Source organism: Flavobacterium sp. GL_143 (assembly GCF_057834355.1).
Window position 1 is genome coordinate 729,882 of record NZ_CM174401.1, and the last position, 24,753, is coordinate 754,634.

Genomic DNA, 24,753 nt, shown 5'->3' on the forward strand with positions numbered 1-24,753 from the left:
GAGCCTTTCTTTATGGTTTCTGTTTTCTTTTTAAATCTTTTATTATCTGCTTCAATTCTAAAATCTCGACTTCATATTGTTTTATTATTTTTCTATAAACACTAAGTAGCGCAATTTCCGTCAAACGTTCCATAAATTTTTTATCATCAAATACTTTTGGATTTGGGTTTTCGAGAAAATAATTGAACTCTACATCTAACTCATTACAAATCTTATCTATTAACAAAAAGTCTATTTTTTTATTTTTTCCACTTTCAATATCACATAATGCTGTCAGGCTAATCCCTAATCGGTTTGATAATTCAAATTGTGATAACTTTTTAATTTTCCTTAACTCCATAATTTTAGCACCAACCATAGAAATTTTATTTAAGTGTTACTAAATTGTTTTTATAAAAATTAATTGTAATTCGTAAAAAACCATAAAAAATTTCGTTAACAAATGAATTTCTTTGTATTTACTCTCCTTCATTCCTTTTTAGATCTTTAATTATTTTTTTCAACTCTTTTATTCGTGCTTCATATTGTTCTATTATTTTATCTGACAATTGATTGATAATAAAACTTTCATTTAAATTATTACTCTCTTCCTTGTTCAGTCGACTTTCATTCATCATCAATTCGGCTGGGGTTATTTCGAAAAATTTACATATTTTACTAATATGGCTCGCCCAAGAACTACTCTCTCCTCTTTCTATCCTCGCATACGCAGACTGAGATATACACAAACAATCTGCCGCTTGCTCTTGCGACATATTCTTGCTTTTACGTAGCTGTTTTAGCTTATTTCCTACGATTACATTCATAATTTAACTTTTATACCGATTCAAACATAAGAAATATTTTACAACAATATAAATTCAGGGTAGAAATAACCGATTTTCGCATAAGAGTCGTTTGAAATCACGTGTAGATTTGTCATCAAATAAGTTATTACTAATCATTAAACTATGCATTATGAAAAAAATTAGAGAATTCGTTATAAGGCACCACATTTTTACTTTAGTTGCTTTTGTATTTATTTTTTTTAGTTGTACTAAGGATGAAATAGGTCGTGAAAGTAAGATGTCAAATATTGATAAAAACAATGCGACTAATTCTTTTACTGACGAAGATGTGTTTAAAGGGATTATGTTTCTTGAAGGTCCTCTAGCTAATAAATTAGATGATTTTAAAGATTTAAATTTTCGAACATTTATTAATGACAAAGCTCAAATGGATGAAATGTTAGTCCTTCAAAATAAAATTATAGAAACCATTAAGGAATCCAATCCAGAGTTTTTATCAAACTTTAGAGCAAAAATAGGATCAGGCGATTTTTATCAAGTAAAATATGGTATTGTAGATGCTGCTAATAAAATATCAGATGCTGCCTTTGGATTATTAAATGAAAGTAAAAAAGGAGGCACCGAGAATGACATGAATAAATTTATCAGTTTATTCACTTCAAAATATAAAATTAATGAACAATCTACAAAAGAAGAATTGCTTAATGCTATTCAGAGTATGAAATCAGACAAAAACACCAATAAAGTCATATATCCAGCGCCTTACTATTCCGTTGCTGTTTGGTTATTAGCCGCAGCTGCAGCCGTCATCGTAATTGTCTTGTTTTTGCAAGAAGCACCACTACCACCATCACCTGATTTTTATGAGGATCCTGGTTACATAGATTCTGAGGGATACTTAATTGAAAAATTCCAGTCAGATGTCACTATAGAATTTACTGGTATTTAATTAAATATGGCAAGTTATTATCAAAGTGACTTGCCTATTTTAATAATTCACAATCATGAATAAAACATCGAAACCATCACTGATAGCGTTTTATAGTTCAGTTAGTATTGTTCTTGTAATATTTTTTACTATTCTTTCCATTTATTTTGGAAACAATCCTCTTAATAATAGTTATACTGCTAAATCAAAATTTATTTCTGCATTCCCACAAGGCTGGGCTTTTTTTACAAAAAGTGCAAAAGAACCAGAATTCTATATTTTTGAATGTTTTAATGGCAAAATTGAAATGAAAAATTTAAGAAATTTTTCTAATGATTATTACTATGGCCTTTCAAGACACAATAGAATATTGACTATAGAAGCAAGTACAATTTTAAATAAAATAAAGTCAGATTCAATAACTGGTTACAGATTAACAGCGAAAATAGCAGAAAATATAACTGAAAAAATAAATTTGGACACATTGAAATTTAATAAAATTAGTGTGTTTAAAAAAAATGTTCCCGATTTTAAAGGTAAATATTTATTTGTTAGTAAACATGCATTGCCTTGGTCATTATTAAATCAAAAACCTGATTATCCCTCATCCTTTATTGTATACGCTATAAATATTCACCAAGATGAATAAATTTATCTCTCATTTAGAACAAAAAATCATTTTTGATAATCGATTGATTTTTGTCAGATCTTTGCTAGCTTTTGGGGCTTTACTTACTATATGCTTTAACGATATAGATGAAGTAACAAATATGAATCTATTAATTCATAATGAAACCTCTTTTAAATTAGACGTTTTTCTTCAACATATTAGTCTTTTCAACTTGTTTAGTTCCTCGTTTGCAAAAACAATTTCAATTTCAATTTTATTAATAGTTTTTACTGGTTATTTCCCACAGCTATTTTCTTTATTGCAAACTTGGGTGCATGTTAGCATTTGTAATTCTTTTATTGCAATTGAAGGAGGTGACCAAATAGCATCCAATTTAAGTATGTTACTTATCCCTATTTGTATTTTTGACAATCGAATCAATCAGTGGAGCAATAATAAATTAATTATAACAAAAAGTAGAAAAGCAATAAATGTGTTTTTTAATACTTATTACTTTTTGATATTATTACAGGTGGCTATTATATATTTGCATGCTGGAGTGGGGAAAATATTTAATGATGAATGGAAAGATGGTACTTGTATTTATTATTGGTTTACTAATAATATTTTTGGAGCCCCTCTATGGCTGCAAAAAATATTATCCATTATTACACTTAGTCCATTTACTCCCCTAATAAGTTGGTCTGTAATAATTCTTGAATTAGGATTATTTGCCTGTATTTTAGCTACAGATAAACTGATTAAAAAATTGTTCTTGACTTTAGGTGTTTTTTTTCATTTAAGTATTGTGCTGACCCACGGTTTAATTACGTTTTTCTTTCCTATGACTGCAGCCCTTATTCTTTATCTAGATAATGAAAATAGTATTTATCAATATTTTGAAATGAAAATTAAAGCAATAAATTATGGAAAGAAACAAGAAACCAAGTAAAGAAACCAAAGACAACTGGCATAATGATTCTAACAATTGGATTTGGGGAATTTTTTATTACAACAAAGAAGATAAGAGAATGTTTCCTCCCAAAAGAAATAAGCTAATGGGATGGACAACTAATTTTGCAAATCCTAATTCTGTATTCATATTAATTATTATAATTGCAATACTATGTGTCTTGGGAAAACACATAAAGTAGTTTTCTTAAATTCAATTACATTTGATAGTAAAACTAAAATTCCAGTCGCAACATTTCACAATTATAAATACTACTTTTGACGTTTTGGAGTTAAAGTATTTATGTTTAAAAAATTACTCTTTTGGATTGTAATTATTTTTTGTTCTGGACTTCATGCCCAGGAAATAAACACGCACTATAAAACCAAAAAAGTTGGTATCTCCAGAGATACTATTCATCTTGAAAACGTTAGTATCAATTCGAGTTTTTTCAAACTATACGACAACAATAAACAACCTATTGATAGTAGTTTCTACAAAGTAAATTTCCAGAAAGGAACATTACTTTTAAATGAAAAAATGATTTCGAATACTGATTCTCTAACAGTTGCGTATTTAAAACTTCCAGATATTTTAACCAAAGAGTATAAAATTTATGATTCTGACCGAATCGTAAGTAATGGTGTAACCTCTGAATCTTTATATCAAATACAACCTAAAACCAATAAAACTGTAACTCCTTTTGACGGATTAAATACTTCTGGAAGTATTACCCGAGGGATTACCATTGGTAACAACCAAAACACAGTTTTAAACTCTAATCTTGACTTACAGATTACAGGAAAAATATCTGAAAAAGTAAGTCTTCGTGCATCATTACAAGACAATAATATTCCGTTGCAAGATGGTGGTTACTCTCAAAAATTAGATCAATTCGATAATATATTTATAGAGCTTTTTAGTAATGATTGGGCATTACGCGCGGGAGATATTTTTCTTGAAAATAAAAAAACACAGTTCCTAAATTTCGACAAAAAGGTTCAAGGTCTTGCCGTTAATTTTAATTTTGGTGACGAAGATAGCAAAACCAATGTATTTGCTTCTGCCGCATTGGTAAGGGGGCAATATGCAAAAAGTAACATTACTGGACAGGAAGGAAATCAAGGTCCTTATAAGTTAACTGGACAGAATGGTGAGTTATACATATTGGTGATTTCGGGTTCTGAAAGAGTTTATGTAAATGGTGTTTTATTAAAACGAGGCGAAAACAAAGATTATACTATTGATTATAATGCTGGGGAAATCACTTTTACTTCTCTTTTTACAATTACTTCGGAGATGCGTATAAGTGTTGAGTACCAATATACAAATCAAAATTATACTCGATTTGTAACGTATGCCGGAGTTACTCATGAAAATAAAAAATGGAGTTTTGGAGGGTATCTATACTCTGAAAATGACTTAAAAAACCAACCGTTACAACAAAATCTAACCAAAGAACAGGTAGAAATATTAAGTAATGCGGGAGATGATACAAATGCCATGATTGCTCCTTCGGCTTACGTTGATTCTTATTCGGACAATAAAATTCTTTACCGAAAAATAATGATAAACGGAACGGAAGTTTATGAATTCTCCAACGATCCAAAAGAAGAATTATACAATGTAAGATTCAATTTAATTGGTGCAAAGTCTGCCAATTACATTCTTAGAAACGTAAATACAATTGATCGAATTTATGAATATGTTGCTCCTATAAATGGCATTCCGCAAGGAAATTATGCTCCAATTATTAAACTCGTTGCTCCAATAAAACTGCAAGTAGCTACTTTTTTGGGTAAATATAATCCAACCGAAAAAACAAGTTTTGATTTTGAAGTTGGTGTTAGTAACAATGATGCTAATCTATTTTCGAGCATACAAGATGGAAACAATAAAGGAATTGCATCCAAAATAAACGCTAAGCAACGTTTATTTACCAGAAGTTGGAATCTGGATGCATTTGTAAATTATCAATTTATTCAGGACAATTTTAAATCGGTAGAACGCCTTTATAACATCGAATTTGATCGGGATTGGAATCTTCCTGCAAATCGATTTGGGAATCAGAGTTTATTAATTTCGGGATTAAATTTTGATTTATTTCCTCAAAAAAAGACCTCAGATATAGGATTACTAACCTATCAATTTGAAAACTTAGATTTTACCGAAAATTATTCTGGAAGCCGACATACCGTTAATGGTCTTTTTAAAGTAAAAAACTGGCTGATTCAAAACCAAGGTAGTTTACTAAATAGTAACAGCACAATATCGACTTCTAAGTTTTTAAGAAACCAAACTCAAGCCCGTTATCATTTTAATAAAAACTGGGTTGGTGGTACTGTACAACTTGAAGATAATCAAGAAAAGAATAAGGAAACCAATCAGTTTTCGGCTTTAAGCCAAAGATTTAATGAATATGGTTTATTTATAGGTCGTGGTGATAGTACCAAGGTTTTTGTAGAATTAGGCTTTTTAAAACGAAGCAATGATAGTTTACAAAACGGACTATTACAACGTGTAAACAACTCGCAGACTTATTATTTAAGATCTAAATTAATCCAGACTACCAAAAGTGATTTATCTGTATATGCGAGCTATAGAGTATTGAATTTTGAAGATGTGACTAAAAAAAGAGAACCATCACTAAATTCCAGAATTCTTTATAATGATCGTTTTTTCAATCAATTTATCCAAACTACTACTGCCTACGAAACCAGTTCGGGAACAATGCCGCAACAAGATTATACCTACGTAGAAGTTCCTGCAGGACAAGGAGTTTACACCTGGAACGATTACAACAATAATGGAATTCAGGAATTACAGGAATTTGAAGTAGCTGCATTTATTGATCAGGCAAAATACATTCGAATCTTTTTACCTAACCGGATTTATATTAAAACAAATCAGAATAAGTTTTCTCAATCGGTAACATTAAATCCAAACCAATGGTTAAATGAAACTGGAATAAAAAAGGTAATATCTTATTTTTATAACCAGACCTCGTTTATATTAGATCGAAAAGTAAAAAGTGATGGTGATCGTTTTGAACTTAATCCTTTTAATTCTTCAGATGAAAATGTGCTGGGGTTAAATTCCAGTTTCAGAAACAGTTTATTTTATAATCGTGGTAAACAAAAACATTCTACAACTTATACCTATTTACAAAACAAAAGCAGAAACTTACTTACAATAGGATCGCAACAGGCTAAAAATAGTTCGCATCAATTACAATATTCTCATTTATATGATAAAAGTTGGTTATTCGGATTTTTCACCAAAACCATACAAACTGATCTTATCTCTGAAAGTTTCCCAGAAAAAAACTATAAGCTAACAGGTTATCAACTTGCTCCAAAAATTAGTTATTTGTTTTCTAAAAGTACAAGTTTAGATTTCTTCTATGAAATTCAGAACAAGAACAATCAAATTGGAGAGGAAGAAACGTTAGAACAAAGCCGATTAGGAACATCTTTTTCTTATGCTGGTGATAAAAAAATCACATTAAATGGTGAATTTTCATTTTATAAGAATAAATTTACAGGCAATGAATTTTCATCAGTAGGTTTTCAAATGTTAGAAGGTTTACAAACAGGACAAAATTTGGTATGGAGATTGCTATTGCAAAAAAACATCACTCAGTTTTTGGATGTTAATGTAAACTATCAAGGAAGAAAAGGCGAGACTGGACCAACTATTCATACAGGAAATGTTCAGCTAAGAGCTTATTTTTGATACATTTTCGAAAACATTACAATAAATTGATTAATTTTATTATAAACTTTAACACTTAAAAAACATGAAAAAATTATTATTACTTTGTTTTATGTTAGTTTTCTCAAGTAATTTTTACGCACAAGAAACTGCTGTAAAGACGACTAAAACCAAAGCTAAATCAGAAGCAACTAAAGAAAAAAAGACTGCTACTAAAAAAGCTACCGACACCAAAACTGCTACAGAGAAAAAAGCAACTAAAGAAAAAGCATCAGCAACTAAAAGTGTAGAAGATAAAGCTACAAAAACTAAAAGCGATGCTAAGGCAAAAACCACTAAAGCAGAAGAGTCAACTACAAAAAAAGCTACCAAAGCAAAAACTGATGCTAAGACTGCAACTGATGATGCTACTAAAAAAGTAACTAAGGCTAAAGCTGATACAAAAACTGCTACTGAAAAAGTAGATAAAGCTAAAGCAGATACTAAAGCAACAACTAAAAGCACTGCTAAAACTGCTACAAAAACAGTTAAAGAAACTAATGAAAAAGCACCTAAAGTAGCAGATAAAGTTACTGGAGAATATAATGGCAAAAAAGTATATACGGGACCTAGAGGTGGTAAATACTACATTAATTCTAACGGAAACAAAACTTATATTCAAGACTAATCAATTTTTCCTGATACAATTAAAAAGGCTAGACTTCTTATAGCGTCTAGCCTTTTTGTTTTTACTAAAATAATAACTTAATATTTTAGTAATCATTTATAAATAAGGAAAAGACTTACTGTTTGTAACTTTCGCAGGGTTAACTTAACATAACCCAATTCTATATGAATTTAGATTCAACTAATAAAACTATTTTAATTGCTCCATTAAATTGGGGTTTAGGTCACGCCACAAGATGCATCCCAATAATTAAAGCATTACAGGAAAACAATTACATCCCAATAATTGCCTCTGATGGTATTGCTTTAGAGCTATTACGAAAAGAATTCCCATATATCCAAACACTCGAATTACCTTCCTACCAAATAGAATATGCCAAGAATGGTAAAAACTTTAAGTGGAAATTAATCAAAAATTGTCCTAAAATGATTGAAGCCATTTTGGACGAAAAAAAAATGGTAAAATCCTGGATTAAAAAATATGGTATCGATGGGATTATTTCTGATAATCGTTTGGGTGTTTACAGTGATAAGATACCATCGGTTTTTATTACGCATCAATTAAATGTAATGACTGGAAACACGACTTGGTTTACCAGCAAATGTCATCAATATTTTATAAAGAAATATACTGAATGTTGGGTTCCCGACATAAAAAAGAATCCTAATTTAACTGGAGAATTAGGCCATTTAAAATCAAAAAAAATCAAGTTAAGATACATAGGTCCTATGAGCCGAATGCGCAAGAAGGAAACGCCTAAAGTATATGATTTAATGGTTATCTTATCTGGACCAGAACCTCAACGTGGTTACCTCGAAGAGAAATTAAAACAAGAAGTTATTCGCTACGACGGAAAAGTAGTTTTTGTAAAAGGCATTGTCGAAAAAGACCAAAAAAAGGAAATCATCGATAATGTTACGTATTACAATTTCATGAATACACGCCAGCTAGAACAAACTTTTAACGAAAGTGAGCAAATCTTATGTCGCTCAGGCTATACAACCGTAATGGATTTGGTAAAACTAGAAAAGAAAGCTTTTTTTATACCAACTCCTGGTCAATATGAGCAATTATATCTTGCTGAGAAACTACAGGAAGAAGGCCTTATTCCTTACGCATTACAAGATGATTTTAAGATTGAGGATATTGCGAAAATTAAAGAATACAAAGGATTACCTCAATATAAGAAGAAAGCAAAATGGAGTTCATTATTTTCTGTTTTCGAAAAATAATAAACTCCATCCTATATGTTTTTTATATTTTAGAAATTAAATTGAGCTTGTAATCTCAGTAAATTTCCTTGTTGGCGATTAATTGGTAATGCGCTATCTTCAAAAGTTCTATCGGCAATAACATATTCTGCTGTAAACTCTAATGCTTTTAGAGGCTGCCATTCTATTCCAATTTCATAATCTCTAACTACATAACTTCTGGCATCTTTTTCATATTTTTTTCCTCCGTCATAATATTGAAATTTTGCAAAAGGATATAATAGTTGTTTTCCTAAATCTAATTTATAATTTAATAAAACATAACCTCCATTTATATTTGTAACATCGACACTATTAGTAGTCTTGTCATAACGAGGTCCTTTACCTATGTTATACTCCGTTTGTATCCCAAAAGGTCTAGGGTATAATACAAAAGTTGCTCCTACTCGCTGATCTTTTACATATTGTTTATTATCTATTGCAACTCCAGTTGAAATTTCATTGGTAAATGCCCATTTCCCTGAATAAGCCTGGATTCCTGGTTCAATAATCTGGCTTCCTATTACGAAAGGATAAGTTACTCTGGCTACAACATTTAAGTCTCTGTTGCTATCTAACTTATTTGCGATTTGCCCGTTGTAAACTCCAAAAGCAAAAACACCATAATCGCCAGAACCTTTGTAACCATCTTTAACTAACATTTCGAAACGTTCTCTTATTTTGCTAGGTGCCCAATAAAAAAACACTCCTAAGTCACGTTCATTTAATATAGCACTATTCATAGCATCATTTCTATCCAAAGCAAGTCGGACAGAACTAGATTGCATGTTCTCAAAACCATAAGGAATTTTACTTTGTCCTACACGAACACGGTATTCTCTTTTTGGATCAAATGAGAAATCAAAAAATATGTCTCTAATTTGAACAAAATTATTGATTCCAGTGCTTGGTGAACTTGCAAAATCGGGTTGGAAATAAAAATATATATTTGGATGTATTTGACCAGAAAACACTAATCGTGCACGTCTTATAAAAAACCCATTATTAGATTTTGCATCTGGTTCTGTAGATGTTGTCCCCCAAGATCTATCACACTGTTCGCATGAAACTTTATCATTGGTAGAAAACAAACCATTATATCTTATCTGAACATAACCTCGTAATGAGATTTTATCATACCAATGATCTTTTTCTTCTTTTTGAAGAATAGGTTCAATCTTTGGTGCTGTTATTATTGCAGTTTCTTTTGCCTTATTAATAGAGTCTAAAATACGAACTACCTCTTTCTTTATCTCATCTTTGTTTACCTCTTGTGCATGCGTTAAGCCCGCCGCTAAAGATAAAGCTACCACTAAAAATTTTCTCATCTTATTTTTTTAAACTCCTCGTTCAGAGTGCAAAAATCACCCATCAAAGTTAACATAACGTTACCAAGATGTTATTATTATGAAAATTTAATATTAAGGGAGAATCGGCAACTTTAAATCGAGGTTAAATCATGAGAATTTTATGCTGATCTGAGATGCTCTAATTACAATTACTTAACTTCAAGATTAGTGCTTTTATGGGCTTTTTCGAGAGTAAATGAAAACTCAGAACCTATCCCAAACTCACTCTCAACATACACTTTCTCTTTATGGGCTTCGATAATATGTTTTACAATAGCAAGTCCTAAACCAGAACCACCTTCAGATCTGGCTCCACTTTTATCTACTCTATAAAAACGTTCAAAAAGTCTTGGTATATTTTGTTTCTCTACTCCTTCTCCATTATCACTAATACGAATAAGTACTTTTTTCTTTGTAAGATTTACAACTCCTACCTCTGTAGTTCCGCCTTGCTTACCATATTTAATTGAATTCACAATCAAATTCTCTAGTATCTGTTGAATTCTGTCTTTATCTCCTTTCACCAAAATCGGCTGAAGGATTTTCTTTTCGTAAGTTAACTTAATCTTCTTTTTATCAGCTTTCATTTCTAATAAATCAAAAACATTCTGAATAAGTTCGACAATATCAAAATCGGTGATTATTAAGTTTAAATCGCCTGTTTCTAATTTAGTGATCATGTCTAAATCTTCGACAATATAAATTAATCTTTCTACTCCTTTTTCGGCACGTTTAAGATATTTTTTTCGAATGGTTTTGTCCTCCATTGCTCCATCTAATAAAGTCGAAATATATCCCTGAACTGTAAACAATGGCGTTTTAAGTTCATGCGAAACATTACCTAGAAATTCTCGACGGTATTCTTCACGAATCTCGAGCATTTCGATTTCTAGCTTTTTATCGGTTGCAAATTTTTTGACTTCACGCGAAAGCGTTTCCATATCCGTAGTGATCGGCTGGTTGATAAGTGTACTGGATTCCAATAACGAAACCTCATCGTAGATTTTCTTTACTCTGCGATAAATAAAACGTTCTACTCGGTATTGTAAAACCATAAACGAGAACGCATATACCGACACAAGAAAGACAAGACTGAATGGTAATAAATGTTCTGTTCTATTTTTGAAGAATAATAAAACTAGAATTACTACAAATCCTGTAGCAAAGAGACTTATATATAGTGCTGACTTTACAGCAAACTTATAGGTTTTTTTAAAACTTATTTTCATTTAGTTAATGGATAGCTTCTACAAAGATAATTCTGATTTCTTTGCATTATGCTTTTGGTTGGTAATCTTTATCTTAAACCTCGAATTTGTAACCTACTCCTTTGATGGTTTTAAATAAATCTTCTCCAATTTTTTCTCTTAATTTTCGAATGTGTACATCAATCGTTCTTCCGCCTACAACTACTTCATTACCCCAAACTTTATCAAGTATTTCATCACGCTTGAATACTTTTCCTGGTTTTGAAGCCAATAAATAGAATAATTCAAATTCTTTTCTAGGTAAAGCGATTTCTATATTATCTTTTACGATTTTATATTCTTCACGATTAATTTCGATTCCACCTACGTTTAATGTATCACTACTAACTTCTTGTTCTTTTAAACGTCTCAATAATGCTTTTACCTTACTTACTAGTAATTTTGGTTTAATAGGCTTAGTGATATAATCATCCGCTCCAGCATCAAAACCAGCTACTTGTGAGTAATCTTCACTTCTTGCAGTTAGGAATGTAATGATAACGTTATTTAGTTCAGGTATTTTTCGGATGTGTTCACAAGCTTCCATACCATCCATTTCAGCCATCATAACATCCATTATTATAAGATCTGGCAATTCCTTTTGTGCTTTTGCAATTGCATCTTTTCCGTTTGAGGCTGTAATTATTTGATACCCTTCTTGAGATAGGTTATATCCAACAATTTCTAAAATATCCGGTTCATCATCTACTAGTAAAATCTTAGTTTGTGTTTTTTTCATAAAATAGCAAAAATTGGGTTATCTCATTGATACTTATACGATATAATATTCAATGATTGTAGTTGCGAGTGTAAAGGTAATAATAAATCAACTGTTAAAAAGTAGTGTTAACCGTAATTTAATCTCATAACAATTTCATAATATATTAGAGACAAAACAATAACAAGCAGCTAACACGAACTTTACAAAGCCGTCTTTTATTTGCAAAAAAATAAACAAACAACAAACGAAAATGAAATTCAACTTAAAATTTCTATTTATTACATTATTTATTTGTGCTGTTTCTATGGCTCAGACCAAAGGTACAATTTCTGGGGTTTTAACAGACAAACAAACTAATAATGAAGCACTACCATTTGCAAATGTTCTTATTAAAGGAACAAACAACAGTGCAAATACCGACATCGATGGTAAATATTCGATAAACATAGCTCCTGGTAGCTACACTGTAATTTATAGTTTCTTGGGGTATGAAACTATAGAAGTTCCAGTAATTGTTAAATCGAATGAAACTACAACTGCTAATCAAGCGTTATCTTCGGGGAGTTATACGCTAAAAGATGTTGTAGTAAAGGCTTCATCTGTAAGTAAACAAAAAGAATCTGCTTTACTTTTAGAACAAAAAAATGCAGTTGCCTTTAAATCTGCTATTGGTGCAGAAGAAATTTCAAGAAAAGGAATTAACGATGTTGCGAATGCAGTATCTAAAGTAAGTGGTGTTTCTAAAAATGACGACTCAGGAAATGTTTTCGTAAGAGGATTGGGTGACCGTTATAATGTTACTACTTTAAACGGACTTCCATTACCATCAAACAATCCTGCAAATAAAAATATCCTTTTAGATATTTTCACAACAAATATTGTAGATAATATCGGAGTAAGTAAAACATTTGAGGCTCAAAATTATGCTGATTTTGGTGGAGCAAATATTGACATCAGTTCAAAAAAATTCAGCGGAAAACCTTTTATCAGCTTTTCAATTGGAACAGGTGCCAATACAAACGTCTTGGGGCAAGATCATTTCTATTTACAAGACGGACCTTCTTACACTGGATTCAAAAAAGTAGGCGTTCCTAATTCTCCGCTTCAACCATATAATTATTCAACGAGCTGGGACAGACAAGAAAACAAAAATGTATTGAATGCATTCTACACACTATCTGCAGGAAAGAAGTTTAATATAAATGACGAAAGCTCAATAGCAACTTTTGTTACAGGATCTTTTAGTGCAAGAAATAAATTTACAGAAGGATATAGCAGAGGCGGGATTAGTGCTGACGGAGATATCTTTTCAGATTTTTACAGAACAGCATACAAACATAACACTACAACAACTGTTATGGCTACGGCTGATTATAAAATCAATAATAAAAACTCAATCTTCTTTACTTCTTTATTCTTAAATTCAAGTGATCAGGATTACAGTGAGTATGAAGGAACTAACCAGAATTTTGACGGTGGTGGAGACGCTCATCAACAAATTTCAGGTTTTATCAAACGTGGAACATTTGAAAGAACTCAATTAATTGTAAACCAATTAACAGGGAAAAACAAATTCAACGATCAGTGGAATTTAAATTGGGGAGTAGGATATAGCATGTCTGACAGCGCAATACCAGATCGTATGCAAAACTCTTTTGTACATGCACCTAATGGCATTGACTATACATTTTTCACCAATTCAAACATCAATAATCACCGATTTTTTCAGGACTTAAAAGAGAATGAAATCGCTGCTAATATTGCATTATCATATAATTTCAGCAAAAAAAGCGATGACACATACAAAGGAAAAGTAACTGTTGGTTATTCAGGAAAGTTCAAGGATGTAGATTACAAAATGGAGCAATATTCATTCTTCCCAAACAGAACTACAATTTCTTTCCCTAAAGAAGACATACATCACGTAGACAACTATTTAGACCCTGCACATTGGGGTTCATCTTACTCAAACAGAATTAGCCAATTGTATAATGGAAATTTATATATCAATGCTGCGTTCGCTAATGTTCAATACTCTTTAACTGATAGATTGAGTGTGATATTAGGTGCGAGACTGGAACAATTGACTCAGAATGTTTCCTATATCACAACCACAGTTCCTGATGGGGATAGTTCAGATGAGTCAAAGTTTAACATATTACCAAGTTTAATTTCAAAGTACACCTTGAATGAAAAGCAGAATTTAAAATTCTCTGCAAGTAAAACATATACGTTACCTCAGTTTAAAGAAAAAGTGCCTATTATTTACGAAGATGTCGCACAAGCATACGAAGGAAACCCTAATTTGTATGCTTCAACAAATTATAACTTTGATTTAGGATGGGAATTTTTTCCTAAGGCAGGCGAATTAATTTCTGTTACTGCATTTGGAAAAATTATTCAAAATCCAATCAACGAAATGTTCCTTAATTCATCTTCAAATGATATTACTTATGCTAATACAGGAGACAAAGCAACTGTAGCAGGGGTTGAATTAGAATTTAGAAAAGACATTTTTGAAATTGAAAACAGTAACAACCTAAAGACAAAACTTTCGTTTGATGCCAATGGGTCTTACCTTTATACAAATCAGGATTTAAGTAATGAGAAAGTAAATAACGAAAATGATTTTGGGGCAAACTTTACTTTTACAGAGAGTAAATTAACAGGGGCTTCTAATTTCCTTGCCAATGCTAACTTATCATTTTTAAATGAATTCAGAGAAGGTCAGGATATAACTACAACAATATCATACTCTTATTTTTCAGATAAATTAGCTGTTATTGGAACCGGACAAGTAGGAAACTTAGTTGATAAAGCTGTAAATAAACTAGACTTTATCGCTAATGCAAGTTTGACTAAAAACTTAAAATTAGGCTTTATTTACAATAATATTTTAAACCCGGCTTTCAATCGTGTACAAGAACAAGGAAAAGTACCAGGAAAAGAATCTGTTGGTGATATTACTGCAATTTCATATAAAGCAGGTTCAGATTTTAGACTTACTTTAAGCTATACATTCTAAAAGTAAAACCATAAAAATTTCAAAAGGTGATTAGTATTATCTAATCACCTTTTTTTTATTTATCAAAATTCAATGTAAATTTTACATTAAGCGGGTTTATTTTTTACTCAATATACTTAATATATTGTTAATATGGTCTTAACTCAGCAAAAACATATGTTCGTTTACTTTGCCTTAAATAAATCAAAACAATAAAACACAACAAAATGAAAAAATCATTATTTGCGATGACTGCAATATTAGGACTTGCTTTAACAAGCTGTAGTTCTGATGATAACAACAACAAAAAGGACGAAAACAAAAGTAATTTCGTATTAAAGGTTGACGATTTAAAAGGAGACATCAATGAAGGTGTTGTAACTTTAGACCCTACTAAAACTTACACTTTAACTGGAGGTTTAGTTGTTAAAGGTGGAGCTACTTTAGTAATTCCTGCCGGAACGGTAATTAAAAGTTCTGCTACTGCAGAAGCTACTTCTTTATTCATTGCTGTAGAGAGAAATGCTAAAATCAACATCAATGGTACTGCTGCTAAACCAGTTATTATGACATCTGGAAAAGCTACTCCTGCTCAAAGTGACTGGGGTGGATTAATTATCGCTGGTAATGCAAAAGTGAACACTGGAGACAATGGTACTTCTGAAGTAGGTGCTTTAAGCTATGGAGGTAATAACAATGCAGATTCTTCTGGAAATATCAACTTCTTAAAAATTTCTTACACAGGTTCTAAATACACTGCTGAAAAAGAATACAATGGAGTTTCTTTCTTCGGGGTAGGTTCAGGAACAATAGTATCTGATATCTACACTTTTGAAAGTGGTGATGACGGAATTGAATTCTTCGGAGGAGCAGTAAACGCTTCTAACTTAGTAATTATCAATTCTTATGATGATTCATTAGATTTTGCTGACGGATGGCAAGGTACTGCTACAAACGTTTACATCAAAGGTGTTACTAAAGCAGGTGTTGAAGGATCTACCAATCAAAAAAATCCAAGTACAGCTGTTCCAATGACTGATGCTAAAATCATTAATATCTCTATCATTAAAGGTGATGCTGCTTTCCCAGCTGACGAAAAATCAATCAACTATAAAGAAGGTGGTGGAAAACAAGCTTACACAAACTTATATGTTGCTGATGGAATGCCTAAAGACCTTACTAAATTATCAACTGATGCTGGTGCAACTGCAAATATCGCTGCTGGTAACTTTACTATCACAAACTATACTTTTGGAGCTTCTGTAACTGTTTTTGATGGTGCTAAATTATCAGGAACAACTACTGGTGCAACTGGTGCTGGTGCTGGTGCTGAATTACCTACTTGGGGTAACTGGACTAAGTAATTAAATAAAGTTTTAGAAAAACACACAATTCTTTATTGATTAGTTGATTTCTAATAACTTCGAAATAAAATGTTAAAAACATCCTAAATTTATAGGATGTTTTTTTTTGGCGTAGTTTTTGAAAACTTTTTTGTATATTTACTAATACTAAATTTAAGTGATGGCAAAAAACTACTTTTATATTACATTCTTATTGGCTTTTTTCTTTACTGTAAGTGTCTCGGCACAAGACAGTAAACAACTGCCAAAACCGCAAGACGGCACTGTTATAGAGGGCTTAAGTTTGTACCCAAACCCTGTGAGTAACGGTAAAGTATACATTTCGTCTAAAAATGATTTAGAAAAAGAGATAACCATTTTTGACGTACTGGGGAAAAAAGTCCTACAGACACAAATAAGTTCTAAAGAGCTTAATGTTTCTAATCTTTCGCCAGGTGTTTATATCATAAAAATAAACGAAGAGAACGCAACTGCAACTAGAAAGCTAATTGTCAGGTAATTTTTAAAAATAAAAACATAAAAAAGCTCCAAAGTAATATTGGAGCTTTTTCTTTTAAATAAATTACCTTTGCAAAAAAAAAGATCTTGATTACAACAACCGATATATTTACGATTTCCAATCAAAAGCAATTTGAAAAAATAGCGTTGAAAGTGTTTCGCTTTCAATACGAAAACAACGTAGTATATCGAACATTCTGTGATTATCTTAAAACAGATCCTCAAAAAGTAAAGTCTCTTAACCAAATTCCTTTCTTGCCAATTCAGTTCTTTAAGAGCCATAATGTAGTCTCAAATTCTAATCCTGCACAGGTTACTTTTACCAGTAGCGGTACAACAGGAATGATTACCAGCAAGCATATTGTAACCGATGTTTCTTTGTATGAAGAAAGTTATCGCAAAGGATTTTCAGAATTTTATGGTAACATCGAAGATTATGCTGTACTAGCACTTTTGCCTTCTTATCTAGAACGCGAAGGATCTTCTTTAATATACATGGTCGAAGATTTAATTAAATTATCAAACCATCCAGAAAGTGGGTTTTATTTACATAACCACGAAGAACTTACCCAAAAACTAATCGAATTAGACCAATCAGGACAAAATACTATCTTAATTGGTGTAACATATGCTTTATTAGATTTAATCGAAAAAAACTCGTTTAAACTACAAAATACCATCATAATGGAAACTGGTGGAATGAAAGGAAAACGCAAAGAAATGATTCGCGAAGAATTACATAAAGAATTATGTGAAGGCTTTGGAGTATCTGCAATACATTCTGAGTATGGTATGACCGAATTATTATCGCAAGCTTATTCTTTAGGCGAAGGAATTTTTGAATGCCCATCGTGGATTCAAGTACTTATTCGTGATACCGAAGATGCTTTAACTTACGTAAAAGAAGGAAAAACTGGTGGTATAAACGTTATTGACTTGGCTAATATTAATTCTTGCTCCTTTATCGCTACGCAAGATTTGGGCAAAAAATATCCCAACAACTCTTTCGAGGTATTGGGACGTTTTGATAACTCTGATATTAGAGGTTGTAATTTGATGGTTTTGTAAAAAAGTTGATTTGTTTATTTGTTAAATCGGTTAACCGAAACTTACGATTAAACAAATTACCTGCTAAACAATTAAACCACTCTTATCACAAAATAATTTTTCTTTCCGCTTTGTAATAAAACAAACTGATTGTTTATTAAATCTTTATTAGAAAGAACAAATTCCTCTGTTATTTTTTCTCTGTTAACCGAAATAGAATTAGCAGTTAGAGCACGTCTAGCTTCACCATTCGATTTAAAGAATCCTGTTTTCTCATTCAGAACATTTATAATCTCTAATCCGTTTTCAAGGTCGGCTTTAGCAATTTCTGCTTGAGGCACACCGTCAAAAACATCTAAGAAAGTCGCTTCATCTAATTGTTTTAAATCATCTGAAGTAGAATTTCCGAATAAGATACCCGAAGCTTTAATTGCATTTTCTAAATCTGCAGCAGAATGTACCATTACAGTAATTTCTTCAGCCAATCTTTTTTGCAAAATACGCAAATGTGGTGTCTCTCTATGTTCTATTGTCAAAGATTCAATTTCTTCTTTTGATAAGAAAGTAAAAATCTTAATATATTTTTCAGCATCAACATCCGAAGTATTTAACCAATATTGGTAAAACTTGTACGGAGATGTTCTTGCTGCATCCAGCCAAATATTTCCACCTTCTGATTTTCCGAATTTTGTTCCGTCAGCTTTTGTAATTAATGGACAAGTTAAAGCATACGCTTTTCCGCTTTCCATTCTTCTTACCAATTCCGTTCCTGTGGTGATATTACCCCATTGGTCACTTCCACCCATTTGCAGGGTACATTGTTTGTTTTTATACAAATGCAAAAAGTCATATCCTTGAACTAACTGATAAGTAAACTCTGTAAACGACATTCCTTCGGCAGCTTCTGAAGACAATCTTTTCTTTACAGAATCTTTTGCCATCATATAGTTTACCGTAATATGTTTACCCACATCACGAATAAAATCCAGGAATGAGAATTCTTTCATCCAATCGTAGTTGTTCACCAATTCAGCAGCATTAGCCGCATCTGAAGTAAAATCTAAAAATCGAGACAATTGTCCTTTTATAGCTTCCTGATTATGACGTAACGTTGTTTCGTCAAGTAAATTTCTTTCATTCGATTTTCCCGATGGATCACCAATCATACCTGTTGCCCCACCAACTAGCGCTAATGGTTTGTGTCCTGATAACTGAAAATGCTTCAATAGCATCACTCCAACCAAATGCCCTATATGCAATGAATCCGCAGTTGGATCAATTCCCACATATGCCACTCTCATTTGTTCCATCAAATGTTCTTCAGTACCTGGCATAACGTCGTGAAGCATTCCTCTCCAAGTTACTTCTTCAATAAAATTTTTCATTTCTTTTAAAATAATTTTTACAAATATAATTAATTCTGTTAGGAGTAAATACTATAAAACACTCCTGTTACAAAAGATTTTCATTTCTGTCCTGCAAAATATTAACCATTAAATTCAAACTATAAAAACTATCTTCATCTGTACCCAGATAAACAATTCATGCTTTAACCTTTAATATGCAATAAAAGCAATATATAATGGCTACATTCGCAAAAAAACTAATAAATTACCATGAAAAAACCATTACTGATTACTATTTTATTTTTATTCTTTTTTACTTTTTCTTATGCGCAAATATCTTTTGAAAAAGGATATTATATTTTAAACGATGGAAGTCGCATAGAATGTTTCATAAGAAACATAGACTGGAAAAACAATCCAACAGATTTTAAATACAAAACACAACTTAGTGACAACGACTTTAAAACCGAAACCATTGCAAACGTTCAAGAGTTCGGGATCGACAATGAAACCACATTTAAAAAATTTAAAATTAAAATAGATCGTACAAGCGACGAACCAAATAAGTTATTAGCTGACAGAAACCCTGTTTTTAAAGAAGAAGTAATTTTTTTAAAAATTCTTATAAAAGGCGATGCCACTTTATATAGTTACACCGATCAAAACCTTAATAGATATTTTTACGAAACAAAAACGATTCCTGTGGAGCAACTTGTTTATACAAAATATTATAAGATTGATTCTAACGGCTCCCCAACAATACTAGCCGAAAATAATGAATACAAACAACAACTGTTTCAAAATGTAAAGGCAGAAAACACAACCGAAAAAGAAATTATAAAACTTAATTACAATAAATCAGATCTTACTAAGTATTTCATAAAATACAATAACATCAAACCTAATTTAGCTAAAGAAGAAAGAAAAGTAAACAAAGGAATTTTTCTAGTTAAAATAACGCCTAGCGCAAGCATTGCATCATTATCTACTGAAAATGATTACTTTCTTCGCGATAACGTACAACTAGATAATAAAATTAACTTCAAGTTTGGTGTCGAGGCAGAGTACATCCTTCCATACAATAAAAACAAATGGAGTATTTTTATAAATCCTGCTTATCAAACATACCAGGATGATAAAACATATAATGTTCCTAGTGGATTTATAATAAGCCCGGAAACCCCTAACAATGCAAAAGTAAAATACACTTCTATACAAATCCCTATCGGAATAAGACATTATATGTTTTTAAATCAAACCTCTAAAATTTTTATAAACGTAGCTTATGCATTTGATGCAGGAAGCAAAACAAACATCACTTACACGGATGTAACAAATAAAACTACAAGAGAATATGAAAGTGGTTCTGGAAGTAATTTTGCTTTCGGCCTTGGTTATAACTTTAAAAATAAATTTAGCTTCGAAGCAAGATTAAATACCAAAAAAGAATTAATGCGCGATTATCTAACTTATTCTGCAAAATACAGCTCAATAGATTTTGTTTTAGGGTACACAATTTTCTAATAAACAAAACATTTGATCTTATAAACAAATAAGGCATATTGAAAAGATACTTTTTAATATGCCTTATTTATTATCTGTACCCTGAATCGTACGAAATTTGTATGTAGATAAATCGAAAGTATTATCTTTACAAAATGGTTTTAGTAACAGGAGGAACAGGTTTAGTTGGCGCACATTTATTACTTCATTTAATTGAAAATGGAGACAACGTTCGGGCAATTTACCGAAACGCAAATAAAATAGAAAAAACAAAATCAGTTTTTGATTTATATAAAAAATCACATTTATTCGAATCAATACAATGGGTTGAAGCTGATATCCTCGATGTTCCCTCATTAGAAATTGCTTTTGCAGATATTGAGTATGTATATCATTGTGCAGCCTTAATCTCTTTTGACCCAAAGGACGAAGACTTAGTACGAAAAACCAATATCGAAGGCACTGCAAACATTGTAAATTTTTGTATCGCAAAGCAAATAAAAAAATTATGTTTTGTAAGTTCAATAGCTGCTCTTGGAGACCTTGCAGCCCATGAAACTATTATAACCGAAGAAACGGAATGGAATCCTGAAAAACCACATAGCGATTATGCAATATCTAAATATGGTGCCGAAATGGAAGTTTGGCGTAGTTGGCAAGAAGGCCTTGATGTTGTTATTATAAATCCTGGGGTAATTATGGGTCCTATCCCAAAATCTAAAAGTGATGAACAAGGAAGCGCTGAACTTTATACAAAAGTAGCCAATGGGCTTTCATTCTACACGCTGGGAAGTACCGGATTTGTTGCCGTAGATGATGTTGTTAGAATTGCCGTAACATTAATGAAAAGCGAGATAAAAAATGAGCGATTTACTTTAATTGCAGATAATATCGTTTTTCGAGATATTCTAAATACTATTGCTGATGCATTAAAAGTAAAAAGACCTACAATTCATGCAAGTCCTTTACTTATGAAAATTATATGGAGAATCGATTGGTTTCTATCTACATTTTTCCTGAAGAAAAGACAGATTACAAAAGCGACTGCAAAATCGTCTTATACAAAAGATTTATATTCGAATGAAAAAATAAAAACCACTTTAAAAACTGACTTCATAAATATCCATCAATATATTAAAGAGGTTTCTACTTTATAAAAAGTTAATTACTCTGTTTCATCTCTATTTTAGGCGAAACCGGCTTTACTTTTATCAATTCTTCTTTAGGTTTTTTAATAGTGTCTTTTTTAACAGCTTTGCCGTTTTTTTCAAGCAACTTCTTTTTCTTTTCTTCAATTTTGATTAAAGAATCTACCTTCTTTTTATTTTTTTCTATACGCGCACTAATCTCATCAAACATGTCTTTGTAATCATTATAATTTGCAGCGTAATACATATTACTCTTTACAAATTGCAAACTATCCACTTTATATTTTTTCAATATAAATCTGGTAGGATTAGTATCGCTAGAATCAAGAGACATTGGATTCTGGTATTTTATTGCTTCTAATAATGATAAGTCATACATAATATCTATCATCTTATCTCTTTCAACAAGTCGTTCTGGTTTTGCAACCAGTTCTTTCTTGCATCCTACAGCAAACATTAATACCGAAATAATTATGACTATTTTTTTCATATCTTATCTATCAAATAATAATCTTTTTCCAGCGTGAACGTTTTTCACTTTAAATGCATTGTAAACCAATTGACCATTTACAAAAGTGTGAGTAATTCTTGATTTAAATGTATATCCCTCAAATGGAGACCACTTACATTTTGCCAAAATATTATCTGTATTTACACTCCAAGGTAAACCAGGATTTACAATTACCAAATCGGCATAATAACCTTCTCTAATAAAACCTCTTTTTTCAATCTTAAAAATTTTAGCAGGATTGTGACACATTTTTTCAATGATTTTCTCAACGCTAATTTTTCCTTGATGATGTGCTTCAAACATAGCTACAACGGCATGCTGAACCAAAGGACCTCCAGAAGGAGCTTTTAAATAGGATTGTTTCTTTTCTTCTTTAGTATGTGGCGCATGATCTGTAGCAATTACATCTATTCGTCCATCTAGCAATGCTTCCCAAAGAGCTTTTCGGTCATCGGCAGTTTTTACAGCAGGATTCCATTTTATAAAGTTACCCTTAGTTTTATAATCTTCATCTGTAAACCATAAATGATGCACACAAACCTCGGCAGTAATTTTCTTTTCTTCTAAAGGGATTTTGTTTGTAAACAATTCCATTTCTTTAGCAGTCGAAAGATGAAAAATATGCAAACGAGCTCCTGTTTTCTTCGCCAAAGCGATAGCCTTAGATGAAGAAATATAACACGCTTCGGCACTACGAATTAAATGATGTACCGTCACAGGAACATCTTCACCATACTCTGCCTTATATTTTTCTAAATTATTCTGAATTGTTGTTTCATCCTCACAGTGTACAGCAATAAGCATTGGTGTACTAGAGAATATTTTTTCGAGTGTAGCTTCATTATCTACTAACATATTTCCGGTTGAAGAACCTAGAAATATCTTAATTCCTGCTACATTTTTTGGATTTGTTTTTAAAACCTCCTCCAAGTTATCATTTGTAGCTCCCATCATAAACGAATAATTCGCATATGATTTCTTTGAAGCTATTTGGTATTTTTCTTCTAATATTTCCTGAGTTACAGCATTAGGAACAGTATTAGGCTGCTCGATAAACGAAGTAATTCCTCCGGCAACAGCTGCTTTAGACTCAGATTCGATATCTCCTTTATGTGTTAAACCCGGCTCTCTAAAATGTACTTGATCATCTATCGCTCCCGGCATTAAGTAACTTCCTTCGGCATCAATAACGACACAATTAGAAGACTTTAGACTTATACTATCTGAGATCTCTACAATTATATCATTTTCGATTAGCAAATCGCCTTCAAAAATTGACCCTTCGTTTACAATTTTAGCATTTTTTATTAAAATCCTATTCATCCTTAATATTGGTTTATAATGAATTGACTAATTTTTTTAGTCGAAGTGAGATAACTCCAAAAATTGCCTCTTTTATAATAGCATTACTCATTTTAGAAACTCCTTTTGTTCTATCAGTAAAAATAATAGGAACCTCGGTAATTTCAAATTTCTTGCAATACGTTCTATATTTCATTTCAATCTGAAAAGCATAACCAACAAATTTTATTCTGTTAAGATTAATAGCCTCCAAGACTTCTCTTTTATAACATACAAATCCTGCAGTGGCATCATGTATTTTCATACCTGTTATGAATTTTACATACACCGATGCAAAATATGACATCAACACACGGCTTAATGGCCAGTTTACAACATTTACCCCTGTTACATATCTAGATCCAATAGCCAGATCTGCTCCACCAAAATGGCAAGCATCAAAAAGTTTTTCGAGATCATTTGGGTTATGCGAAAAATCGGCATCCATTTCGAATATATAATTATACTTTCGATCCAGAGCCCATTTAAAACCATGAACATAAGCAGTTCCTAAGCCTGCTTTTTTGGCTCTGTTTTCTAAAAACAATTTCCCTTCAAACTCCTCTTGAAGCATGACAACTTTATCTGCAGTACGATCTGGAGAGTTATCATCGACAATAAGAAGGTGAAAAGATTTATGTTGAGAAAGCACAGCTCTTATAATGCTTTCAATGTTTTCAATTTCGTTGTAAGTGGGAATTATGACAATACAATCATTCATTTTTCTGAGTAATTTCAACGCAAAAGTAAACTTTTTATAGCATT

General features: G+C 31.5%; 22 protein-coding genes. 13 read left to right on the forward strand and 9 right to left on the reverse strand.

The features are described from left to right. Positions 1-10 precede the first annotated feature (10 nt). Together AC3IPI_RS03055 and AC3IPI_RS03060 are read right to left on the reverse strand one after the other, a co-directional pair. Complete coding sequence (locus AC3IPI_RS03055) at positions 11-358, reverse strand: helix-turn-helix domain-containing protein (protein ID WP_039115909.1); 348 nt, start codon at positions 356-358, stop codon at positions 11-13. 100 nt (positions 359-458) lie between these two features. Then, the gene (locus tag AC3IPI_RS03060; protein WP_039115908.1) at positions 459-806 is read right to left on the reverse strand and encodes a helix-turn-helix domain-containing protein; all 348 of its coding nucleotides are present in this window, start codon (positions 804-806) and stop codon (positions 459-461) included. Between the two features lie 151 nt (positions 807-957). Here AC3IPI_RS03060 and AC3IPI_RS03065 point away from each other — a divergent pair, with 151 nt between their 5' ends. The 7 genes from AC3IPI_RS03065 (at position 958) to AC3IPI_RS03095 (ending at position 8,891) form a co-directional block, all read left to right on the forward strand. Next, a complete protein-coding gene (locus AC3IPI_RS03065; RefSeq protein ID WP_489157043.1) occupies positions 958-1,737 on the forward strand; it encodes a sporulation delaying protein family toxin in 780 nt (259 codons plus the stop codon). A 55-nt stretch (positions 1,738-1,792) separates the two neighbouring features. Next, positions 1,793-2,365: an SdpA family antimicrobial peptide system protein gene (locus AC3IPI_RS03070; protein WP_039115906.1), complete on the forward strand. Its 573-nt coding sequence runs from the start codon at positions 1,793-1,795 to the stop codon at positions 2,363-2,365. Then, the gene (locus tag AC3IPI_RS03075; protein ID WP_039115904.1) at positions 2,358-3,278 is read left to right on the forward strand and encodes an HTTM domain-containing protein; all 921 of its coding nucleotides are present in this window, start codon (positions 2,358-2,360) and stop codon (positions 3,276-3,278) included. The genes AC3IPI_RS03070 and AC3IPI_RS03075 overlap by 8 nt, the downstream gene beginning before the upstream one ends. Next, entirely contained in the window at positions 3,253-3,480 is a 228-nt protein-coding gene (locus tag AC3IPI_RS03080) for a DUF5808 domain-containing protein (protein WP_039117878.1), read from the forward strand. The genes AC3IPI_RS03075 and AC3IPI_RS03080 overlap by 26 nt, the downstream gene beginning before the upstream one ends. A gap of 101 nt (positions 3,481-3,581) precedes the next feature. Then, complete coding sequence (locus AC3IPI_RS03085; RefSeq protein ID WP_489157046.1) at positions 3,582-7,013, forward strand: DUF8818 domain-containing protein; 3,432 nt, start codon at positions 3,582-3,584, stop codon at positions 7,011-7,013. A gap of 64 nt (positions 7,014-7,077) precedes the next feature. Then, positions 7,078-7,659: a hypothetical protein gene (locus tag AC3IPI_RS03090; RefSeq protein ID WP_489157048.1), complete on the forward strand. Its 582-nt coding sequence runs from the start codon at positions 7,078-7,080 to the stop codon at positions 7,657-7,659. Between the two features lie 164 nt (positions 7,660-7,823). Beyond that, a complete protein-coding gene (locus AC3IPI_RS03095) occupies positions 7,824-8,891 on the forward strand; it encodes a glycosyltransferase (RefSeq protein ID WP_489157050.1) in 1,068 nt (355 codons plus the stop codon). Positions 8,892-8,920: 29 nt separating this feature from the next. Here the strand turns inward: AC3IPI_RS03095 and AC3IPI_RS03100 are convergent, their stop codons facing one another. The 3 genes from AC3IPI_RS03100 to AC3IPI_RS03110 all read right to left on the reverse strand — a co-directional run bounded on the left by AC3IPI_RS03100 (position 8,921) and on the right by AC3IPI_RS03110 (position 12,244). Beyond that, positions 8,921-10,237, reverse strand: coding sequence for a porin (locus AC3IPI_RS03100; RefSeq protein WP_039115896.1), 1,317 nt, complete (start codon positions 10,235-10,237; stop codon positions 8,921-8,923). A gap of 170 nt (positions 10,238-10,407) precedes the next feature. Next, positions 10,408-11,487 carry a sensor histidine kinase gene (locus AC3IPI_RS03105; protein ID WP_039115894.1) on the reverse strand — a complete coding sequence of 360 codons (1,080 nt, stop codon included), beginning with the start codon at positions 11,485-11,487 and terminating at the stop codon, positions 10,408-10,410. Positions 11,488-11,560: 73 nt separating this feature from the next. Next, positions 11,561-12,244, reverse strand: coding sequence for a response regulator transcription factor (locus AC3IPI_RS03110; protein WP_035617332.1), 684 nt, complete (start codon positions 12,242-12,244; stop codon positions 11,561-11,563). A 232-nt stretch (positions 12,245-12,476) separates the two neighbouring features. On the opposite strand from AC3IPI_RS03110, the gene AC3IPI_RS03115 reads away from it, so the two are divergent. The 4 genes from AC3IPI_RS03115 to AC3IPI_RS03130 all read left to right on the forward strand — a co-directional run bounded on the left by AC3IPI_RS03115 (position 12,477) and on the right by AC3IPI_RS03130 (position 18,160). After that, positions 12,477-15,251 (forward strand): TonB-dependent receptor, encoded by a 2,775-nt coding sequence (locus AC3IPI_RS03115; RefSeq protein WP_489157053.1) that lies wholly within the window; start codon positions 12,477-12,479, stop codon positions 15,249-15,251. Between the two features lie 206 nt (positions 15,252-15,457). Then, a complete protein-coding gene (locus AC3IPI_RS03120; protein WP_323491375.1) occupies positions 15,458-16,594 on the forward strand; it encodes a hypothetical protein in 1,137 nt (378 codons plus the stop codon). A 160-nt stretch (positions 16,595-16,754) separates the two neighbouring features. Then, on the forward strand, positions 16,755-17,093 hold the full coding sequence (locus tag AC3IPI_RS03125) for a T9SS type A sorting domain-containing protein (protein WP_039115888.1): 339 nt from the start codon (positions 16,755-16,757) through the stop codon (positions 17,091-17,093). 86 nt (positions 17,094-17,179) lie between these two features. Then, a complete protein-coding gene (locus AC3IPI_RS03130; protein WP_039117884.1) occupies positions 17,180-18,160 on the forward strand; it encodes a LuxE/PaaK family acyltransferase in 981 nt (326 codons plus the stop codon). 71 nt (positions 18,161-18,231) lie between these two features. Here the strand turns inward: AC3IPI_RS03130 and tyrS are convergent, their stop codons facing one another. Next, entirely contained in the window at positions 18,232-19,524 is a 1,293-nt protein-coding gene (gene tyrS, locus AC3IPI_RS03135; RefSeq protein ID WP_323491373.1) for a tyrosine--tRNA ligase, read from the reverse strand. 231 nt (positions 19,525-19,755) lie between these two features. Between tyrS and AC3IPI_RS03140 the strand changes: the two genes are divergently transcribed. Together AC3IPI_RS03140 and AC3IPI_RS03145 are read left to right on the forward strand one after the other, a co-directional pair. Further along, a complete protein-coding gene (locus tag AC3IPI_RS03140) occupies positions 19,756-21,009 on the forward strand; it encodes an outer membrane beta-barrel protein (protein WP_489157057.1) in 1,254 nt (417 codons plus the stop codon). 134 nt (positions 21,010-21,143) lie between these two features. Beyond that, the gene (locus tag AC3IPI_RS03145) at positions 21,144-22,145 is read left to right on the forward strand and encodes an NAD-dependent epimerase/dehydratase family protein (protein ID WP_489157059.1); all 1,002 of its coding nucleotides are present in this window, start codon (positions 21,144-21,146) and stop codon (positions 22,143-22,145) included. Positions 22,146-22,149: 4 nt separating this feature from the next. Here the strand turns inward: AC3IPI_RS03145 and AC3IPI_RS03150 are convergent, their stop codons facing one another. From AC3IPI_RS03150 to AC3IPI_RS03160, 3 genes are read right to left on the reverse strand one after another with little or no spacing between them, the layout of a single operon-like run. Next, positions 22,150-22,626 carry a DUF4296 domain-containing protein gene (locus AC3IPI_RS03150; protein WP_489157061.1) on the reverse strand — a complete coding sequence of 159 codons (477 nt, stop codon included), beginning with the start codon at positions 22,624-22,626 and terminating at the stop codon, positions 22,150-22,152. A 3-nt stretch (positions 22,627-22,629) separates the two neighbouring features. Next, complete coding sequence (locus AC3IPI_RS03155; protein ID WP_039117888.1) at positions 22,630-23,970, reverse strand: dihydroorotase; 1,341 nt, start codon at positions 23,968-23,970, stop codon at positions 22,630-22,632. 13 nt (positions 23,971-23,983) lie between these two features. Next, positions 23,984-24,709 carry a polyprenol monophosphomannose synthase gene (locus AC3IPI_RS03160; RefSeq protein ID WP_039115882.1) on the reverse strand — a complete coding sequence of 242 codons (726 nt, stop codon included), beginning with the start codon at positions 24,707-24,709 and terminating at the stop codon, positions 23,984-23,986. Between the last annotated feature and the right edge of the window lie 44 nt (positions 24,710-24,753).

Coding starts and splice junctions, on each gene's coding strand:
- AC3IPI_RS03055 (WP_039115909.1), bottom strand. CDS start 358: ATGGTTGGTGCTAAAATTATGGAGTTAAGGAAAATTAAAAAGTTATCA.
- AC3IPI_RS03060 (WP_039115908.1), bottom strand. CDS start 806: ATGAATGTAATCGTAGGAAATAAGCTAAAACAGCTACGTAAAAGCAAG.
- AC3IPI_RS03065 (WP_489157043.1), top strand. CDS start 958: ATGAAAAAAATTAGAGAATTCGTTATAAGGCACCACATTTTTACTTTA.
- AC3IPI_RS03070 (WP_039115906.1), top strand. CDS start 1,793: ATGAATAAAACATCGAAACCATCACTGATAGCGTTTTATAGTTCAGTT.
- AC3IPI_RS03075 (WP_039115904.1), top strand. CDS start 2,358: ATGAATAAATTTATCTCTCATTTAGAACAAAAAATCATTTTTGATAAT.
- AC3IPI_RS03080 (WP_039117878.1), top strand. CDS start 3,253: ATGGAAAGAAACAAGAAACCAAGTAAAGAAACCAAAGACAACTGGCAT.
- AC3IPI_RS03085 (WP_489157046.1), top strand. CDS start 3,582: ATGTTTAAAAAATTACTCTTTTGGATTGTAATTATTTTTTGTTCTGGA.
- AC3IPI_RS03090 (WP_489157048.1), top strand. CDS start 7,078: ATGAAAAAATTATTATTACTTTGTTTTATGTTAGTTTTCTCAAGTAAT.
- AC3IPI_RS03095 (WP_489157050.1), top strand. CDS start 7,824: ATGAATTTAGATTCAACTAATAAAACTATTTTAATTGCTCCATTAAAT.
- AC3IPI_RS03100 (WP_039115896.1), bottom strand. CDS start 10,237: ATGAGAAAATTTTTAGTGGTAGCTTTATCTTTAGCGGCGGGCTTAACG.
- AC3IPI_RS03105 (WP_039115894.1), bottom strand. CDS start 11,487: ATGAAAATAAGTTTTAAAAAAACCTATAAGTTTGCTGTAAAGTCAGCA.
- AC3IPI_RS03110 (WP_035617332.1), bottom strand. CDS start 12,244: ATGAAAAAAACACAAACTAAGATTTTACTAGTAGATGATGAACCGGAT.
- AC3IPI_RS03115 (WP_489157053.1), top strand. CDS start 12,477: ATGAAATTCAACTTAAAATTTCTATTTATTACATTATTTATTTGTGCT.
- AC3IPI_RS03120 (WP_323491375.1), top strand. CDS start 15,458: ATGAAAAAATCATTATTTGCGATGACTGCAATATTAGGACTTGCTTTA.
- AC3IPI_RS03125 (WP_039115888.1), top strand. CDS start 16,755: ATGGCAAAAAACTACTTTTATATTACATTCTTATTGGCTTTTTTCTTT.
- tyrS (WP_323491373.1), bottom strand. CDS start 19,524: ATGAAAAATTTTATTGAAGAAGTAACTTGGAGAGGAATGCTTCACGAC.
- AC3IPI_RS03140 (WP_489157057.1), top strand. CDS start 19,756: ATGAAAAAACCATTACTGATTACTATTTTATTTTTATTCTTTTTTACT.
- AC3IPI_RS03145 (WP_489157059.1), top strand. CDS start 21,144: ATGGTTTTAGTAACAGGAGGAACAGGTTTAGTTGGCGCACATTTATTA.
- AC3IPI_RS03150 (WP_489157061.1), bottom strand. CDS start 22,626: ATGAAAAAAATAGTCATAATTATTTCGGTATTAATGTTTGCTGTAGGA.
- AC3IPI_RS03155 (WP_039117888.1), bottom strand. CDS start 23,970: ATGAATAGGATTTTAATAAAAAATGCTAAAATTGTAAACGAAGGGTCA.
- AC3IPI_RS03160 (WP_039115882.1), bottom strand. CDS start 24,709: ATGAATGATTGTATTGTCATAATTCCCACTTACAACGAAATTGAAAAC.